13 protein-coding genes and 1 tRNA gene are annotated in these 19,023 nt (G+C 40.3%); 6 read left to right on the top strand and 8 right to left on the bottom strand.

The features are described from left to right. Nucleotides 1–318 precede the first annotated feature (318 nt). Genes leuA through leuD form a run of 4 tightly spaced genes read left to right on the top strand, consistent with a single transcriptional unit; the run spans nucleotide 319 to nucleotide 5,094 of the window. A complete protein-coding gene (gene leuA / locus H4J59_RS09385) occupies nucleotides 319–1,914 on the top strand; it encodes a 2-isopropylmalate synthase (RefSeq protein ID WP_182238809.1) in 1,596 nt (531 codons plus the stop codon). Between the two features lie 49 nt (nucleotides 1,915–1,963). Next, nucleotides 1,964–3,076, top strand: a complete 1,113-nt coding sequence (gene leuB / locus H4J59_RS09380) for a 3-isopropylmalate dehydrogenase (protein ID WP_182238807.1) — start codon at nucleotides 1,964–1,966, stop codon at nucleotides 3,074–3,076. A gap of 1 nt (nucleotide 3,077) precedes the next feature. After that, nucleotides 3,078–4,496, top strand: a complete 1,419-nt coding sequence (gene leuC, locus H4J59_RS09375; RefSeq protein ID WP_182238805.1) for a 3-isopropylmalate dehydratase large subunit — start codon at nucleotides 3,078–3,080, stop codon at nucleotides 4,494–4,496. A gap of 1 nt (nucleotide 4,497) precedes the next feature. Then, nucleotides 4,498–5,094 carry a 3-isopropylmalate dehydratase small subunit gene (gene leuD, locus H4J59_RS09370; RefSeq protein ID WP_182238803.1) on the top strand — a complete coding sequence of 199 codons (597 nt, stop codon included), beginning with the start codon at nucleotides 4,498–4,500 and terminating at the stop codon, nucleotides 5,092–5,094. Nucleotides 5,095–5,174: 80 nt separating this feature from the next. On the opposite strand, the gene H4J59_RS09365 is transcribed toward leuD, so the two are convergent. Next, a complete protein-coding gene (locus tag H4J59_RS09365) occupies nucleotides 5,175–6,863 on the bottom strand; it encodes an AAA family ATPase (protein WP_182238801.1) in 1,689 nt (562 codons plus the stop codon). Between the two features lie 138 nt (nucleotides 6,864–7,001). Here H4J59_RS09365 and H4J59_RS09360 point away from each other — a divergent pair, with 138 nt between their 5' ends. Further along, on the top strand, nucleotides 7,002–8,282 hold the full coding sequence (locus H4J59_RS09360) for a multifunctional CCA addition/repair protein (protein ID WP_182238799.1): 1,281 nt from the start codon (nucleotides 7,002–7,004) through the stop codon (nucleotides 8,280–8,282). 380 nt (nucleotides 8,283–8,662) lie between these two features. Here H4J59_RS09360 and H4J59_RS09355 read toward each other — a convergent pair whose 3' ends face one another. Next, nucleotides 8,663–11,248, bottom strand: a complete 2,586-nt coding sequence (locus H4J59_RS09355; RefSeq protein ID WP_182238797.1) for a TonB-dependent siderophore receptor — start codon at nucleotides 11,246–11,248, stop codon at nucleotides 8,663–8,665. Nucleotides 11,249–11,826: 578 nt separating this feature from the next. Then, the gene (fahA, locus tag H4J59_RS09350) at nucleotides 11,827–13,149 is read right to left on the bottom strand and encodes a fumarylacetoacetase (protein WP_182238795.1); all 1,323 of its coding nucleotides are present in this window, start codon (nucleotides 13,147–13,149) and stop codon (nucleotides 11,827–11,829) included. Nucleotides 13,150–13,490: 341 nt separating this feature from the next. Between fahA and H4J59_RS09345 the strand changes: the two genes are divergently transcribed. Then, entirely contained in the window at nucleotides 13,491–14,465 is a 975-nt protein-coding gene (locus H4J59_RS09345; protein WP_182238793.1) for a rhodanese-related sulfurtransferase, read from the top strand. Between the two features lie 231 nt (nucleotides 14,466–14,696). On the opposite strand, the gene H4J59_RS09340 is transcribed toward H4J59_RS09345, so the two are convergent. From H4J59_RS09340 to pstB, 5 genes are all read right to left on the bottom strand, one after another. Next, a tRNA-Phe gene (locus tag H4J59_RS09340) sits at nucleotides 14,697–14,772 on the bottom strand. A gap of 448 nt (nucleotides 14,773–15,220) precedes the next feature. Beyond that, complete coding sequence (locus H4J59_RS09335; RefSeq protein WP_182238791.1) at nucleotides 15,221–16,516, bottom strand: inorganic phosphate transporter; 1,296 nt, start codon at nucleotides 16,514–16,516, stop codon at nucleotides 15,221–15,223. A 9-nt stretch (nucleotides 16,517–16,525) separates the two neighbouring features. Continuing rightward, nucleotides 16,526–17,206 (bottom strand): TIGR00153 family protein, encoded by a 681-nt coding sequence (locus tag H4J59_RS09330; protein WP_182238789.1) that lies wholly within the window; start codon nucleotides 17,204–17,206, stop codon nucleotides 16,526–16,528. 206 nt (nucleotides 17,207–17,412) lie between these two features. Next, nucleotides 17,413–18,117, bottom strand: coding sequence for a phosphate signaling complex protein PhoU (gene phoU / locus H4J59_RS09325; protein ID WP_182189816.1), 705 nt, complete (start codon nucleotides 18,115–18,117; stop codon nucleotides 17,413–17,415). A 31-nt stretch (nucleotides 18,118–18,148) separates the two neighbouring features. Beyond that, entirely contained in the window at nucleotides 18,149–18,973 is an 825-nt protein-coding gene (pstB, locus tag H4J59_RS09320; RefSeq protein ID WP_182238787.1) for a phosphate ABC transporter ATP-binding protein PstB, read from the bottom strand. Between the last annotated feature and the right edge of the window lie 50 nt (nucleotides 18,974–19,023).

Genomic DNA, 19,023 nt, shown 5'->3' with positions numbered 1-19,023 from the left:
AAGTATCTGCGAGCATTAGACTTCGTAGATTATTAGTTTAAATACTCAAGTTTTTATTGACATCAACCAGAGAATTGCGCTATTAATAAGCTATAAACTATTTGTTAAATAAAAATACTAAGCAAAAGCATCGATGAAAAACTTCACTAACATGATTCGAATTAACCTCCTCCTCGCATTATCCATGCGCGGCTAGGTTTTATTGCTTAAAAGAATAAGTAGATAACATAATAAAACACTAAACCCGCGCTAATAAGCGCGGGTTTTTTTATGCTCGTCATTTAGCGTAAATTTTCACAAAAAAAATCAGGAACATACATGGGCACTTCTAACGATAAAGTTATTATTTTTGACACCACATTACGTGATGGTGAGCAAGCATTGAACGCCAGCTTATCAGTACATGAGAAATTACAAATAGCACATGCGATTGAACGCTTAGGTGTCGACATTATGGAAGTGGGTTTTCCGGTATCGTCACCGGGTGATTTTAAGTCAGTGCAAGAGATAGCGCGCAGTGTAAAAAACTCTCGAGTATGTGCCCTAGCTCGTGCGGTAGAAGCAGATATTAAAGCTTGTGCCGAGGCCTTAAAACCAGCCGATCAATTTCGTATTCATACCTTCATTTCTACTTCTGATGTCCATGTGCAACAGAAATTGAAAAAAAGCTTTGCTGATGTCCAAGCGATGGCGATACACGCCATCAAATATGCACGTAGATTTACCGATGATGTCGAGTTCTCTTGTGAAGATGCGGGTAGAACCCCGATTGACAACTTATGCCGTATGGTTGAACAAGCCATTATAGCCGGCGCGACCACAGTCAATATTCCTGATACCGTAGGTTACACTTTGCCTAACGAATTTGGTGGAATTATTGAAACGTTATTTAATCGTGTACCTAATATTGATCAAGCGGTTATCTCTGTGCATTGTCATAATGATTTAGGCTTAGCGGTAGCTAACTCAATGTCAGCCGTGCAAGCGGGTGCAAGACAAATTGAATGTACCATCAACGGCATTGGTGAACGTGCAGGTAATTGCTCACTTGAAGAAGTCGCGATGATCATGAAAACTCGCCAAGAATTGTTAGGCGTGCATACCCGTATTAATCATCAAGAAATAGCCCGTACCTCTAAGTTAGTCAGTCAGCTTTGTAATATGCCGGTACAACTAAATAAAGCGATTGTCGGCGGCAATGCTTTTAGCCACTCATCAGGTATCCACCAAGACGGCATGTTAAAAGCCAGTAACACCTATGAAATTATGACACCTGAAAGTGTCGGCATTAGCAAAACCAAGTTGAACTTAACTTCGCGTAGCGGTCGACATGTGATTAAGCATCGTATGGAAAGCTTAGGTTATCAAGAGTCTGATTATGACATAGAGACACTTTATGCTGACTTCTTAGCCTTAGCCGACAAAAAAGGCCAAGTATTTGATGATGACTTAGAAGCTTTACTTTTTAATATTCAACAACAAGACCAGCAAGACTTTTATCGTTTACAGACTTTAAATGTACAAAGTGGCGGTAGTGACTTTTCTACCTCAAGCATTAAATTAGCTATAGGTGATGAAGATAAAATTGTTTCAGCAACGGGCAATGGCCCTGTTGATGCGCTGTATCGTGCCATTAAAAAAGCTATTGATATTGACTTTGAAGTCAGCGACTACAAAATTTCAAATAAAGGTGAAGGTGAAGACGGTTTAGGTAAGGCTGACATTGTGGTGTCGTGGCAAGGGAGAAATTTTCATGGCTACGGCTTAGATACCGATGTTATTAAAGCGTCAGGTAATGCCTTAGTGAATGCACTTAATGGCATTCACCGTGCGATTACCATAGCTGAGCTAAAAACTGAGCTGAAATCAGAGTTCAAGAAAGAAGCCGCTATTGATGGCCAAAACCAAGTTTAGTTAAACAGTAGATTCATTAATTTAGTATATTTATAGGTTTAAAAACACTATGTCGAAGATTGCAATATTAGCCGGTGACGGTATTGGGCCAGAAGTGATGGCCCAAGCAGAAAAAGTTTTAGCAACAGTTGCCAAACAGTATGATTTCGAAATAACCACTGAGCATTATGATGTCGGTGGCTGCGCTATCGACAACCATGGCCAAGCACTACCAGACAGTACAGTTAAGGGCTGTGAACAAGCTAATGCCATTTTATTTGGCTCGGTTGGCGGCCCTAAGTGGAGTGACTTACCACCCACTGAACAACCAGAAAGAGCATCTTTGCTGGGTTTACGAGGTCATTTTGGGCTGTTTTGTAACATGCGCCCTGCACAACTGCAAAGCGCCATGTCACACCTTTCCCCTTTACGCGCTGATATTTCACAAGCGGGTTTTGATATTTTAGTGATACGAGAATTAACCGGTGGTATCTATTTTGGCGAACCTAAAGGTCGAAAAAATCAAGGCCAAGAAGATGAAGCCGCCTTTGATACTATGATTTATTCTCGAAAAGAAATCAGCCGCATCGCACACCTTGCTTTTCAAGCGGCTCAGAAGCGTCGTAACAAGGTTATATCTATCGATAAGGCAAACGTACTAGCATCGTCTCAATTGTGGCGAGAAGTCGTTATTGAAGTGGCAAAAGACTATCCTAGTGTTGAAGTTGAACACATGTATGTTGATAACGCGGCTATGCAATTGGTACGTAACCCTGCGCAATTTGACGTCATGTTATGTTCTAACTTATTTGGCGATATTTTATCTGACATCTGCGCTATGATCACCGGCTCGATGGGACTATTACCTTCAGCCAGCTTAAACGAACAAGGCTTTGGTATGTATGAGCCTGCTGGTGGCACAGCGCCAGATATCGCTGGCAAAGGCATTGCTAATCCTATTGCGCAAATTCTTTCAGCAGCATTAATGTTGCGTCATAGCTTAAATCAGGCAGAAGCCGCTACCGCGATTGAAACTGCCGTGGCAGAGGCATTAAATGCCGGTAACTTTACCGGCGACTTATTAAGTGCCGAGCAACGTCATAGCGCTAAATCGACTAACGAAATGGGCGATATTATCTGTCAATATATCGTTAACAACCAAAAACCTTCAGGAGCAAAATAGCATGGCAACCACTTTATACGAAAAATTATGGCAAAGTCATATCATTGAAGAAAAAGCGGATGAAACACCCTTGATCTTTGTTGACCGCCATTTGATCCACGAAGTTACCTCGCCACAAGCTTTTGCTAATTTAAAATTTCATAATCGTGTACTGCGCCATCCCGAGCGCACCATTGCGACTATGGACCATAATATTTCAACGCGCTCTATTGAAATTAACGCTGCCGGTGAAGGCGCTGCAAATCAACTGAGAACACTAGAAAAAAACTGTAAAGAATTTGGCATAGAATTGTTCGGCATGGGCCATAAAAACCAAGGTGTTGTGCATGTTATTGGCCCAGAATTAGGCTTAACTTTACCTGGTACAGTTATTGTTTGTGGCGATTCACATACTTCAACACACGGTGCTTTTGGTGCCTTAGCATTTGGCATTGGTACCTCTGAGGTTGAGCACGTATTCGCCACCCAAACATTACGCCAAACCAAAGCTAAAACCATGAGAATTGAAGTTAAAGGTCAAGTTGCCTCAGGCATAAGTGCTAAAGACATTATTTTAGCCATTATTGGTAAAACAGGTAGTGCGGGTGCAACCGGTTATGTGGTTGAATATTGTGGTGAAGCCATTGAGCGTTTAACCATGGAAGAGCGCATGACAGTGTGTAATATGAGTGTAGAATTTGGCGCTAAAGCTGGGCTTATCGCACCTGATGCCAAAACGTTTGACTACTTAAAAGGCAAAGACTACGCGCCAAAAGGCGAAGTATGGCAGCAAGCCGTTGCAGATTGGCAGCAGCTAAAATCAGACAGCGAAGCAAAATTCGATAGTTACTTAACGCTAGAAGCAAAAGAGATTAAAACCCAAGTCACTTGGGGAACAACACCAGGGCAAGTGACACAAGTTGATAGTGTTGTACCTTCCCCTGAGGATTTTACTGACCCCGTTGAGCGTGAATCATGCATTGCGGCATTAAAATATATGGGCTTAACAGCCGGCACTAAAATTACCGACATTGCGATTAATAAAGTATTTATTGGCTCATGCACTAACTCTAGAATTGAAGATTTACGCGCCGCTGCTGCAGTGGCCAAAGGTAAAAAAGTTTCAGCTACGGTTAACGCTATTGTTGTACCCGGCTCTTATCGAGTTAAAGAACAAGCCGAAGCTGAAGGCTTAGCACAAACTTTTATTGATGCCGGCTTTGAATGGCGCTTACCGGGTTGCTCAATGTGTTTAGGCATGAATGATGATGTGTTAACGCACGGTGATCGCTGCGCTTCTACCAGCAACCGAAACTTTGAAGGCCGACAAGGCCGCGGCAGTCGTACCCACTTAGTCAGCCCTGAATTAGCGGCAGCTTCTGCCATTGCAGGTCACTTTGTCGACTTAACCTCGATTAACTCACAAGTTCAAGGAGCATAACATGGAAAAATTTAACCAACATCATGGCTTAGTTGTGCCATTGGACACGGCGAATGTTGATACAGATCAAATCATTCCAAAACAATTTTTACAAAAAACCACTCGCACAGGTTTTGGCCAGCACCTATTTCATGACCGTCGCTATTTAGACAACCTGGGTAACGAAAACAATCCTGAGTTTGTCCTTAACAAGCCACAGTATCAAGGGGCAAGTATTTTACTCGCTGGTGAAAACTTTGGTTGTGGCTCAAGTCGCGAGCATGCACCTTGGGCGCTGCAAGAGTATGGTTTTCAAGTTATTATCGCGTCTAGTTTTGCCGATATTTTCTATGCTAACTGTATCAATATTGGCATTCTACCTGTGATATTAGCGGAAGAAGCTATAGCGACGCTATTTCAACAGTCAAAAGAGGGTTTACAGCACCTTACCGTTGACTTAGTCGCCAGTACGGTTAAAACAGCCAGTGCACAATATGATTTTACTATTGCGCCTTTCCATAAATACTGTTTAGAAAACGGTGTTGACAGTGTGGGTTGGACGTTAAATAAAATTGCTAAGATAGAAGATTACGAAGCCCAAATGCCAGCTTGGCAGTAGGTAAAAAGATCAACCATCAGCTGTGAAGGCTGATGGTGAACCTTGGTTATCATTGAAAAAACTGCGGCATATTTTTTATTCTAATTCCAAGTAGATAACGCAGACATAGTGAATTTTTCCCCTCGAAAACTCAGTACTACACGTTGTGGAAGTATTTCATTAAGCAGTAATTCGCGACTAATATAATCGCCTTCATAACGATCACGGCCATTCACCCTTACCCAACCTTGCCCATCACTAGCATAAAGATGCATTTCAAACGCCAGCGAAGGCACCCCGTCTTGCACCCAAGTTGGCATTTGTGCCAGCGGTATGAGTTCGCTACCGCCTGCTACTACATTTTCGCTAGCATGGTCACTTTGTTTGGTGTGCTCGATAGCCGATTGAAAACTTGCCAACAACTCGTCAGACACCCCAGCTTCTGCTTTAACGACAAAGTTTTCACCCGTTACTTTCTTAGGCTTTAGCGCTGAGCTTTGTACGCTTGTTGGCACAGCAATTTGCGCGTCGGCTAAGCTACTTTCACTCGCTATATATTGTTGCGTATCGCCTTGTTCATCAGTTAACCCTGCCTGGTTACTAACAGTTTTAGTCGTTGCTACCGCAAGCTCATTTTCAAGGTTCGTGTTACTTGCTTTGGCCTGAGTCGTTTGATCGACCGCCAAGGCAAGCAGATTAGTACCATTATTAGTACCGCTGTTAATATCATGACTCGTACCACCCTCTGCTTGAACTGGTTCTGTAGTGACAACAGCTGGCGCTTCTCGATCAGCTAGCGGTTTCTGCTCAGCCATAGGATCTGGCTGATTTATAGTCGCACGAGTTACCTTAGTCTCTACAACAAACCCCTGAGGTTGATATGCTCCCCACCAAATGCCTAGCGCTAAAACTAAGCCTAATGCAGTAACTAGGCCGCCTGTTTTTGCCCACGAATGTTGCCACCAAGGTTTTACCTGAAATTCATCACCTAAGGCATCATGAGCCGCTTGAAGTACAATTTTACGGTTAACCAAAGCATTGTTACTGTTATAAGCATTTATCAAAGATCGCTCGGCTAACAAGTTCATTAAGCGCGGAATACCGTTACAAATTTTATGGATGGCGCTAACGGCACTTTTATCAAAAATATTACGAAAACATTTTGCTACGGATAGGCGGTGTTTAAGATATTGCTCAACTTCTTGCCTATTCAGGGGTAATAAATGATAGCGCGCCGTAATTCTTTGCGCTAATTGCCGTAAATCTCGACGCTGCAATAACTGCTGTAATTCAGGTTGACCAATCAAAATTACCTGTAAAAGTTTTTTGGTGTTAGTTTCTAAATTGGTTAATAACCTGAGCTGCTCTAACACTTCAGGTTGCAAATGTTGCGCTTCATCAATAATCAACAAGGTATTAAGATCATCACTATGATTTTTGAGTAACTTTTGTTGTATTTTATCGGTGAGGGTTTTCAAGGTTGCGTCTGTTTTACGATAACGAATTTTTAATTCATCACAAAGGGTCGCTAATAACTCTTGACTAGATAAAGTGGGATTTAGAATAAAAGCGGCTTGGGTATTTTCTGGTAAGTTTGCCATTAAATGCCGACTCAGCGTGGTTTTCCCCGTGCCCACTTCACCGGTAAGTAAAACAAACCCACCGGTATCACCTAAGCCATAAGTTAAGTGATTAAGGGCTTCGCGGTGACGATCACTCATAAACAAATAATCAGGGTTTGGGGCAATTGAAAATGGCTTTTCTTCTAAACCAAAATAACTTGTATACATAGAAAATCTTAACTGATGAATTGGCCCTGCAAAATTAACCTGAACGCAATCATATGTCAAAAGTCAGTCGCTATTATGTTAAAGTTAATCAATATAATTTCCTATACATTACTCATTTTCAGAGGTTTATAGCGCTCAATGACAAATATAACACAGCAACTAAACACTTTTTTAGTCGGCGGCGCCGTACGCGATGCTCTCCTGAAACGCCCTGTTGTTGATAATGACTATGTCGTGGTCGGCTCTAGCGTTCAAGAAATGCTCAACCTTGGCTTTTTACAAGTAGGCAAAGACTTTCCAGTATTTATCCACCCACAAAGTAGACAAGAATACGCCTTAGCTCGCACCGAAAAAAAAGCAGGCCAAGGCTATACCGGCTTTAATTGCGATGCATCAGCAAGCGTTACGCTTGAGGAAGACTTACTGCGCAGAGATCTCAGTATTAATGCGATGGCGATGGATGAAAATGGTAAAATAATTGATCCTTACAACGGCCAAATAGACTTAGATAATCGCGTATTACGCCATGTTTCTCCAGCTTTTATTGAAGACCCACTACGGGTTTTACGTGTTGCTCGTTTTGCCGCTAGGTATCACGATTATGGTTTTGCCATAGCACCAGAAACATTAGCCTTAATGACCAAACTCAGTGAAAGTGGTGAATTATCCAGTCTTTCTGCTGAACGAATATGGCAAGAAATGGAGCGCAGCTTAGCCGACACTCACCCTGAAGTGTTTTTTCAAGTGTTATATCAATGCCAAGCCCTAAAGTCGCTTTGGCCTGATTTACATAATTTATGGGACACGCCAGAGCTAGAAAAATCGCAGGCAAAAATTTACTCTGGATTACAGACTATGATGGTACTCAAACAAGCGGTTTTACTCTCTGAAAAAACTACCGTTAGGTTTGCCAGTGTTTGCCATAACCTAGGTCAGTCGTTAACCCAACCAGATAACATACCTGCTGATGCTGATCATGAAATAGCCGGGGTGGCTTTAATCGAGGCGGTTTGTAAGCGTTTAAGAGTGCCAACAGCACACAAAAATTTGGCGCTAAAGGTTTGTCAGTTTCACCTGCATGCACATAAGGTATTTCAATTAAAAGCTAGTACTATTTTAAAGCTATATAATCAATTAGATGTTTGGCGAAAACCAGAAGAGTTTGATGATTTTTTACTTTGTTGCCAAGCAGATTTTACTGTTCGCTATGGCTTGGATATAGCTGAATACCAACAAAAAGAATTTCTCTACACTGGCTTTAAAATGCTCAACCGAGTAACAGCCAAGCCTTTTGTTGAACAGGGTTTGAAAGGGCTTGAGATTAAAGCGGCAATAGCAGAGCAAAGACTTGCTGAATTAAATAAATACCAACAAAGTTATATAAAACAAAACAACATATTATCTAATAAAAGTAACTAACCGCTAAACTTGATGAGTTAGCCACCGCACTCAATGCCTGTTTGTTTGAACCACTAAATGATAATTAGTGACCAACAAGGAGGTAATACCAATCTCACTAATTATCTGATCATTTTTACTGGTTAAAATAACCAACTACTTCGTTATTTATTTAATAATTAGAACAACTAGTTATTAAAATAAATGCCTTATATTTGGCTGTTTTTCCTGCGCATAAAGTAGACCACCTAATTAATGAAATTGGTATAAGTCAACAGAGTCATGCGGGATAATTTTCCGAGCAGCAGTAATGTTTAAAAATACAGAAGGTATGAGAGAGGCCTGAACATAAAAAAGCCATATCAAATGATATGGCTTTTTAGACTTAATTAACTTTTACATTAAAAGTTATAAGTTGCTTTTACGTAGTAGAAACCACCGTTGTAATCAAATGGGCCACTTTCGTAGTATTCAGCACCTAACTGACCGTATGATTCAGCAGGTAACTTTTGTGCTTCTTGATCAAAGATGTTATTGGCACCGGCTGACAAGGTAATACTATCATTTAAGAAGTAGCTTACTTCTGCATCAACAGTAACCGCTGAGTCAGCAATTTCATTCCAACAACCCACAGCACAAGCATCGTCAGCATGCGTTGCAAAATACTCACCAAAGTAGTTTACACGCACAAAAGCTGATACATCTTCCCAAGATTGAGAAACAGTGAAGGTAGCGCGATGATCAGGCATACCTTCTTCTAAACGATGAACTTTACCTTCATTAGTCGTCTCTGGATTAAACTGATCAACCGTTGTTTCATTCCAGTTATACGCTAATGATAACAAGGTATCGCCGCCCATTAATGCCATTGTATAGTTTGCAACAACATCAACACCTTGTGTGGTAGTGTCAAAATCATTAGAAAAATACGAAACCGCTGAAATTAGCTCAGGGTTAACAACACCTAATGCTTCAAGCGCTGTGTAGTCAGCTGCTAATACATCTATTTGACTTGATTGTGCTAAACGGTCAGTTACTTCAATGTTGTAGTAATCAAGAGTAAAGAAGAAGTCGTCATATTGGTAAACACCACCAAAAGCAAAACTTTTTGACTCTTCTGGCGTTAACTCTTTACCACCGTAAAACGCTGACAATGGATTAGTTGGCGGCGCAAGGAACGTTTGAATTAACTCACCAGCAACTAATGATGTTTGTGTATTAACCACATTGGCTTGACCCACTGTTGGTGCTCTAAAACCTGTACTATGAGAACCACGTAGTGAAATCTCATCGTTAAGTCTTAATTGTGCAGTTAGCTTGTAATTAGTTGTGCTACCAAAAGTATTAAAGCTTTCGTGACGAACGGCTGCGCCCACTAAAAGGTCTTCTGTTACTTGGGCTTCAACATCAATATAAGCGGCAACATTGCGACGGTCGTTACGACCTTGAGTTTCAGGACCAAAGCCTTTAAAACCATGTGAGCCAATGTTAAAACCTTGGTCTGCATAAGCACCGGCTTTCCATGAAGCTTCTCCACCTGAAACTATTTCAAAGCTTTCTTCACGCCATTCAAGACCCATAGCAACGTTAACTGGCTCTTCAAGACCCATGTCAAAACCTTTAACTAAATCAAAGTTAAAGGTTTTTTCCATTTGGATATAACTACCGGTATCAAAATCTAACGGTGTATCTAAACCAAGTGATGGGTTTAAGGTATTCTTTAAGTTAAATTTAGATTCATTGCGACCTACTGAGCCACTAACATCAAAAAACCAATCTTTTAAGAAACCTTCGTTAATTTCGCCTTTAGTACCAACCGTTAATGAGGTATCTGTGATGTTGCCACCAAATTGTGGTGTATAACCACCCGGCATAATTTGGTTCATTGAGAAACAATTTGGATCAGCTACCATTGCTTGATAGTCAACGCTATCTAAAACATTACCGTCAGAGCCATCACTATTTTTTGGAATATTAACAACAGCACAAGTACGCGCTGCACCTTCTGATTCGCCGACATCACCTACAAGTAAGGTTTCACCATCATCAACCGAGAAAACATTACTACGGTTATGCGGGTTACGGTAATAAAAACCACCTGTTACATCACGCTCAGAATAGTTACCAAACATGTAAAATTCTTTATCATTACCAAGATCTAAGCCAACATTACCGAAAAACGTAATATCGTCTTTAACTTCTGGATTACCCCAAATTTGCGCTGGGTTCTGAATAGAAGCATTGCCTTGACTTGCAATGTTTGCTGCATCTGGACGTTGTACACTTCGGCTAGTTGCATCAGCATTTTTTAATTGAAAGCTTAAGTTAACAAAACCATCTTTAGTAAATGGTAAACCGACATTACCGTCTATAATCGTTTGATCACCATCACCTTCGTAATAAGAACCTTGTTTCACAGACATTGAACCGCCATCTGCGTCATCTTTAAGTACAAAGTTCATTACACCCGCAATTGCGTCGGAGCCGTATTGTGCAGCAGCACCATCGCGAAGCACTTCAACTTGCTTTATAGCGACACTTGGGATAACTGAAATATCAGGACCTTGTGCACCATCATTAATGCCACCACCTTGGAAAGCAATAACAGAGGCACGGTGACGACGTTTACCATTTAAAAGTACTAAGGTTGAATCAGAAGGTAAACCACGTAAATTTACTGGACGAATTAATGATGCAGCATCACTAATAGGTTGTGCACGGGCATTTAATGAAGGAATTGCGCCTACTAACATATCAAGCATATCACTTGAGGCGTTTTTACCTAACTCATCACCACCAATGATATCAATTGGCACTGGAGATTCAGCTACTGAACGCGGAGCTGAACGTGAACCAACGACAGCAATACGTTCAATGCTTTCTTTTTTTACGGCTTCTTCGGCAAAACCTGCGGCAAAACTAGGTGCTGTTCCTAGCGCTAAGCCAATGGCAAGAGCTAAAGTACCAGTACGAAATGTTGTAGACATGTTGTTTTCTTCCTAATATATTTGAATATGTTTTTAATAATTATTTATTTTATAATTATCTATTTTATAATTTTATTTTTACCCATTTCGCCCATCACAAAAAATCATCTTGTTGTAAACAATCAAAACAGCTTTCTGATTTATAGAACAGCTAGAAATACTTTACAAGTAGTCTTTTTCACTGAGGTTTAACATTAAATCTATAAGTAGAATTGATATGCAATTATAGTCAGATTTTATGCAAAGAACATTAGCACAGGCAATAATGCTGCAGCCTACAGCCCCTATGAGTTATAATAAAACATACAAACGAAGTATGTGCGAAGCTTTTCGTATTAAATTAAATATTATCTGCATATTTAATCAATAAAAAAAAACATAAAAAAAATGAACTTTTTCTAAAGTCGGTATTTACTGAGGTAAAAAGCCTCGTTAAAGTGAAGTTATCAATGTAAAATTTTTGTTTATTTTAATCCTAGGGGGGAAGTCAGTAATGTGCTCAATCACAAATAATAGGGTGAATCAAACATAAAAAAAGCTCCAATTTAGGAGCTTTATTAGTTCAATAGTCGGATAGTTTAATCAGCGGCTAAAACAGTAGCGCTTACTGCACCAAAACCTATGCGCGCAGCCCCGATTTTTTCACACCAACCTTTCATAATGACACAATCGCCATCTTCTAAGAAAGTACGAGTTTCACCATTAGGCAAGTGAATAGGCTCTGAGCCAGCATTCGATAATTCAAGCATTGAACCTGCTTCTTCTGGTTTAGGGCCGGACTGTGTGCCGCTACCAAACATATCACCTGAGCGCAGGTTACAACCATTAACCGTATGGTGCGCTACCATCTGCGCCACGGTCCAATATGAATCTTTAAAATTTGATTGTGACAATTGCACCGGTGCTTGCTTGGCATTACGCATGGTCTCAGTTTCAATTAATACCTGTAAACTTAAATCTAAAGAACCAAAGTCTCGATTGTGCTCTGACTCTAAGTAAGGCATAGGCTGAGGATCAGCTGCATCACGTGTCCATGTTGACCGGTAAGGTGCTAACGCTTCTGACGTTACAATCCACGGAGAAACTGTTGATGCAAAGCTTTTTGACAAAAATGGCCCTAAAGGCTGATATTCCCAACCTTGAATATCTCGTGCTGACCAATCATTAAATAAACACATACCAAACACATGATCTTCGGCATTTTCGATGCTAATAGGCTCACCCAAAGCATTACCCTTACCAATAAATATACCCACTTCCATTTCATAATCTAAACGCTTACATGGACCAAAAGAAGGCTCTGTTGCTGTTGGTGCCTTAGTTTGTCCTTTAGGACGCTTAAAGTTACTACCAGAGATCTCAATCGACGAAGAACGACCATGGTAACCAATAGGAACCCATTTATAATTGGGTAACAACGGATTATCAGGACGGAACTTGCTACCAACGGATGTGGCATGATGAATCGAAGTGTAAAAATCAGTGTAATCACCAATTTGACATGGCAAAGCAAATTCAACATCGGTTTGTGCAATTAAGCATGATGCTAATTTCGTTTGTAATGCTGCCCCTTGGGTTAATGCTTGTGATAACGCTTGGCGCAAAGCGCTCCAAAAACGGTTACCCATCGCCATAAAAGCATTTAACTGAATGTGACAACATTGCTCCAATGCTAATTGTGTGTCGCCAGCAAAAATATCCAAGGCGAATAGCGCTTTTAAATCAATAACCTGATCACCAATGGCTACACCTGCTCGACAGTCTTCTTTACTGTCTTTTCGCTTAAAACTAGCAAAAGGTAGGTTTTGTATTGGAAAGTCACAATTTTCTACATTGGCAGACTCTACCCAGCTAGTTAAAGCCGGGTTGTGCGTTTCATTAAGTAAATTGGTGTTAGACATGGGCTAAACAACTCCAGAAAATAGGTAAAATACGTGTTTACAATACACGCTATTAAATAGCAATGCGCCGTATTATAACAAGCGTTGTCATAAAGGCTATGCCAAGAAAATATACTTAATAAACAGCTGTCAACAATATGTGGCAGGGCCAAGTTTACAGCCACACTTGATTTGCCTTTAACAAAAATGATGTAAACACTATTCGCCAGAATCGACATTTGCTAGAATGCCGCCGATTTATCAATATATGGTAAAATTAGTACGCCTGCCTTACTGGTAGGTTAACATTCAATCTAAAGCTCCTGACTTACTATCAGGCTCGCTCAATGGGTCAATAAAATATGAATAACATTACCGTTTGCGCATTATATAAATTTGTTCGCTTAGAGAACTTCGACGCTATTAAGCCACCTTTGCTACAAGTGATGGAAGACAATGCAGTTAAAGGCACCTTACTTTTAGCGCTTGAAGGTATTAACGGCACTATCGCTGGATCACAAATTGGCATAGACGCCGTACTCGCCTTTATTAACAGTGACTGTCGTTTATCTGGTGTCTCATCTAAATGCTCGTTTCATCAAGACAACCCTTTTGCTCGCACGAAAGTTAAATTAAAAAAAGAAATTGTCACCATGGGTGTTGAAGGTATAGATCCAACACTTACCGTTGGCACTTATGTTAAACCCAAAGATTGGAATGCCCTTATTTCTGATCCCGAAATGCTCTTGATAGATACCCGCAATGATTACGAAGTAGAAATTGGCAGCTTTAAACATGCTATCAACCCAAACACCGAGAGCTTTCGTGAATTTCCTGAATATGTCGCGAAAAATTTAGATAAAAATAAACACAAAAAAGTCGCTATGTTCTGCACCGGCGGTATACGCTGTGAAAAGTCCACCGCCTATCTAAAAGAGCAAGGCTTTGAAGAAGTTTACCATCTAGAAGGTGGCGTATTAAAATACCTTGAAGAAGTCCCTGAACAAGACACCCTGTGGCAAGGCGAATGCTTTGTATTTGACAGCCGAGTGGCCGTTAACCATGATTTAGAGCGTGGTCAATATGACCAATGCTTTGCCTGTCGTTATCCAATCACAGCAGCAGAAAAAACCAGCGAGCATTATATTCAAGGCGTCAGTTGCCCACGTTGTTATGATAAATACACTGACGAGCAAAAAAGTGGTTTTCAGGAGCGTGAAAAGCAAATCAACCTTGCTAAAGCGCGTGGTGAAGAACATATTGGCGGTGATATAAAACAAGTAATTGCCGAGCGTCGAGCCACTAAAAGTGCCAGTAAACAGGCTCAGAAAAAATAGTTTTTTGCAAAAATACCAAACGAACTAAATCAAATGCCTGCTGATTAGCGGGCATTTTTATTTCCGATAACAAATAGTTATTGGCACAATAACAACATCATCAACAAAAAAATCGTCAAGAGAGAGCAAAGATAAATTTCAGCCGAAAAAAAACCTCAACATATAAATGTTAAGGTTTTAGATTTGATACTAAGATATTTTTTACTAGAATATTTTTACTAGAATATAATATGGTGCCTTGACCCGGAATCGAACCAGGGACACGAGGATTTTCAATCCTCTGCTCTACCGACTGAGCTATCAAGGCACTGTCTTTAAATGAATAAACCAGATAAACATCGTATTCACTTCGAAAGAGGCGACATAGTATCGGGAATTAAACTCGCTCGCAAGCCATTTTATTGACTTGTATTGATAATTACCTTCATTAGCATAAAAAAACAGCAGTCATGCCATTATCTCAACTCATAGCAATCCTATTAGCTCACCCACCTCATCACTCTTGCACATTGACGAACAGGTTATTACAAGCAGCTAAGTCAATGCAGTAATACCGTAGCAATTACCGAGCAGTCCTAATGACACAAAAAATGCCGCAAAAAAGAGGATAGCTGAAGAACCTGAACATCATCCTGCTTTCACATCGACGTGCATCTAAGCGCTAAGGCCGTGGAGTCAGGGATGGCTAGGAAAGGGCTGAAGATAAAAAAGCCAGCATAATTGCTGGCTTGATTTATGTTTGCATACTTAGCCTATTAGCTAAATATACCTTTCATTATCCAGAAGAAGATAATTGAAAGACCTGCACCTATGGGTAATGTAATTACCCAAGAGATAACAATATTACGTACTACACCTAAATTAATCGCGGCAATACCACGCGCCATTCCTACCCCTAGCACCGCACCCACTAATGTTTGTGTGGTTGAAATAGGCAGGCCTGCACCTGAAGCAATAACGACTGTACATGCAGCAGCTAACTCAGCGGCAAAACCACGACTTGGTGTTAAGTGTGTAATGCCGGTACCAATAGTGGCCATAACACGATGACCAAACAATGCAAGACCGGCAACAATACCTAAACCACCCAGTGGTAAAATCCACCAAACTAGTGAAGCTTTCTTGGCAATTTCACCACCGTTATCAACAATACTAACGACAGCAGCTAATGGCCCAATGGCATTGGCAACGTCATTTGAACCATGAGCAAACGCCATACAACAAGCGGTTACTATCATCAAGACAGCAAATACTTTTTCAACATTAGCGTAATGTGTAGTTTTATCTGCTTTTTCATCAAATTTAAGACGAGTGATAAAATACTTACCAATAATAGCAACAATAGCAGCGACAATAATCGCTAAGTAATAGCCACCAGCGCCGGCAATTTCAAAGTTATAAAAACCTAAGTTTATATTCTCTAAACCTATATGTTTTAAACCTTTTTTAATGGTCACTAACGATAAAACAAAACCCGCTAAAAACATGTAAAACGGCACATAACGTTTTGCTTGTTCTAATGGTTTGTCGGTATCAAAAATGAGTTTTTGTGCACTATTAAAAATAACAAAAGCAATAACACCCGAGATCAAGGGTGTAACAACCCAACTACCCACAATACCGCCTACTTTACCCCAAGCGACTGTATCAGGGCTTATGCCGATTGCAGCAAAGCCGATAATGGCGCCAACAATTGAGTGAGTAGTAGACACCGGCCAACCTAAAACAGACGCCACTAACAACCAAGTTGCCGCAGCTAATAAGGCAGAGATCATACCAAAGACTAATAATTCAGGGATATCAACAAATAACGCGGGATCAATAATGCCCTTACGTATGGTTGATGTAACTTCACCACCCGCTAAATATGCACCAGCAAATTCGAAAATCATTGCAATAATAATCGCTTGCTTAATGGTTAATGCTTTTGAACCAACTGATGTTCCCATAGCATTAGCAACATCGTTTGCACCTATGCCCCATGCCATAAAAAAGCCGACAGCAGCGGCGATCATGACTAACGTAGAGCCATGTGAGAGTAAAATTTCCATAAGTCAGCCTTATTTTCTAGCTAAAAGAATTTCTAAACGTGCGCCAACACGTTCGGCAAGATCAGCTAAGTCGCCAACCCAATCGATAATTTGATATAAAAACATCACATCTATGCAATTTAAATCTTTTTCAATATTTAATAAATCTTTACGTAATTTAATTTGCATACCATCTGTGTCATCTTCAATTTCATCAAGTTGACTGATCATCTTAGTGACCAAATCGACTTCACGACCACGAAATCCAGTTTCTAATAAGTCATCCAGTTCATTTATTGCATCTGCGGCTTTTTCAGCTGCGTCGATACTACGCGCGACATAAGCAATAAACTGCGCTTGTAATTCGGTAGGAATGGTTAACTTTCGGCCAAAGATACGTCCGGCAATATCCTTTGCGCAATTGGCAATCTTATCTTGTTGAGATAATAACTCTAGTAAATCAGCACGATCGACGGGCATAAATAAACCGCCTGGAAGTTCTAAGCGAATTTGACGTTTTAAATCGTCAGCATCACATTCCAATTTAGAAATTTTCTTACGAATTTTTCCTGCATTACTCCAATCTTCTTCGGTCACTGCCGCAAAAAAAGGCACAAGCTGACTACAACACTTGTGCACTATTCGGATATGTTTTTCTAAGGGTTTAATTGGCGACTTTGCAAATATGCCAATAATTGAGTTTCTGGCCATAATTAATTTCCAGGAGCTTAAGCTCTTTGTTTTTTATTCGAAGCGGATATTAAAGCATTTGAAAGTGAATTCAAAGGTTTTATCACAAGACAGCGGCTGTTTATAGCATGATTATTGTTTATCAGTGCAATTAAAATCATAAACATTATTAGCCGTAAAATAGCTAATAATGTCTATGACTAAATACATTAATTTAAGATGAGGATTTAAGATAAGGAGTCGAAATCTTCAGGTGTGGTATGACGAACGGATTTACCTTTGACAAAATAAATAATGTATTCACAAATATTTTGACAACGATCACCAATACGCTCTAACGCTCGGGCTGACCAAATAACGCTCATCACTTGTGGAATTGAACGTGGGTCTTCCATCATATAAGTCATAAGTTGGCGCATTAAGGCTTCATATTCGCGATCAATTTTATCATCGTTTTTATGTACTTTAATCGCGGCTTCAACGTCCATGCGGGTAAACGCATCCAAAGTGGCTTGTAAAAAAGTTAACACATGACGTCCCAAATTATCCAAATTCGATAATAGGTCTTTGTGCTTACCTGATAAGCTTTCTAAGGTGACGTTAGCTATTTTTCCGGCTTCATCACCAATACGCTCTAAATCAGTAATGGTCTTTACAATCGCCATCACTAAACGTAAATCGCCTGCCGCTGGCTGACGCTTGGCAATGATGCGCGTACACTCATCATCAATAGTCACTTCGGCGTTATTAATCAAATAGTCGTTGCTGAGCACTTTTTTCGCTAGCGCTTCATCCGCATCACAAACCGATGTTAGTGCATCAGCTAGCTGTTTTTCAACCAAGCCACCCATGTGCATAACATGATTCATAATACGTTCTAAGTCTTCGTTAAACTGGCCAGAAATATGACGACCAATATTTAAATTATCCACGGTATAACCCTCTGTTTATCGTCAATTTTATTTAACCGTAACGGCCAGTAATATAATCTTCTGTTTTCTTCTTTGCTGGCGTCGTAAACAAGGTATTGGTGTCACTATATTCAATAAGGTCACCCATATACATAAAGGCAGTTTGATCTGACACACGCGCCGCTTGTTGCATATTATGGGTAACAATAACCACAGTAAACTGTTTCTTTAAATCATTAATCAATTCTTCAATGGTTAAGGTTGAAATAGGATCCAAAGCTGATGTTGGCTCATCTAATAATAACACTTCAGGTTCAATAGCAATGGCGCGAGCAATCACTAAACGCTGTTGCTGACCACCAGAAAGCCCCAAAGCACTCTCATGTAACCTATCTTTAACCTCATTCCACAACGCCGCACTTCGCAAGGCATTTTCCACCGCCTCGTCTAGCACACGGCGGTTGTTGACACCTGTGATCCGCAAACCATAAACAACATTTTCATAAATAGATTTAGGGAAAGGATTTGGCCGTTGAAATACCATACCCACTTTACGACGCAAGGCAGCCACATCGGTATGGCGATCGTAAATATTGTCACCATTAAGGTTTATTTCACCGGTTATCTTACAAATATCGACTAAATCATTCATCCGGTTGATGCAACGCAACAAGGTTGACTTGCCACAACCACTGGGGCCGATAAAAGCAGTGACTTGCCCCTTAGGAATCGACATTGAAATATTTTGCAATGCCTGCTTGTTACCATAATATAAGTCTAGGTTCTTAATTTCTAACGCTACTTGCTCTGGCGACAGGTTATTAAGATCTAGCTTAACCCTGTGTTCTGATAATTTTTTTGGGGTAACAGAAATCATAGTATTCTCTTTAAATCTTGTTCAATAGATAGGAATTACTTCCCGTGCAT

Source organism: Colwellia sp. MB02u-10 (assembly GCF_014077185.1).
GTDB lineage: Bacteria > Pseudomonadota > Gammaproteobacteria > Enterobacterales > Alteromonadaceae > Cognaticolwellia.
The sequence above is the reverse complement of the archived record's forward strand: the minus strand, read 5'-3'. Positions and strand labels throughout refer to the sequence as shown.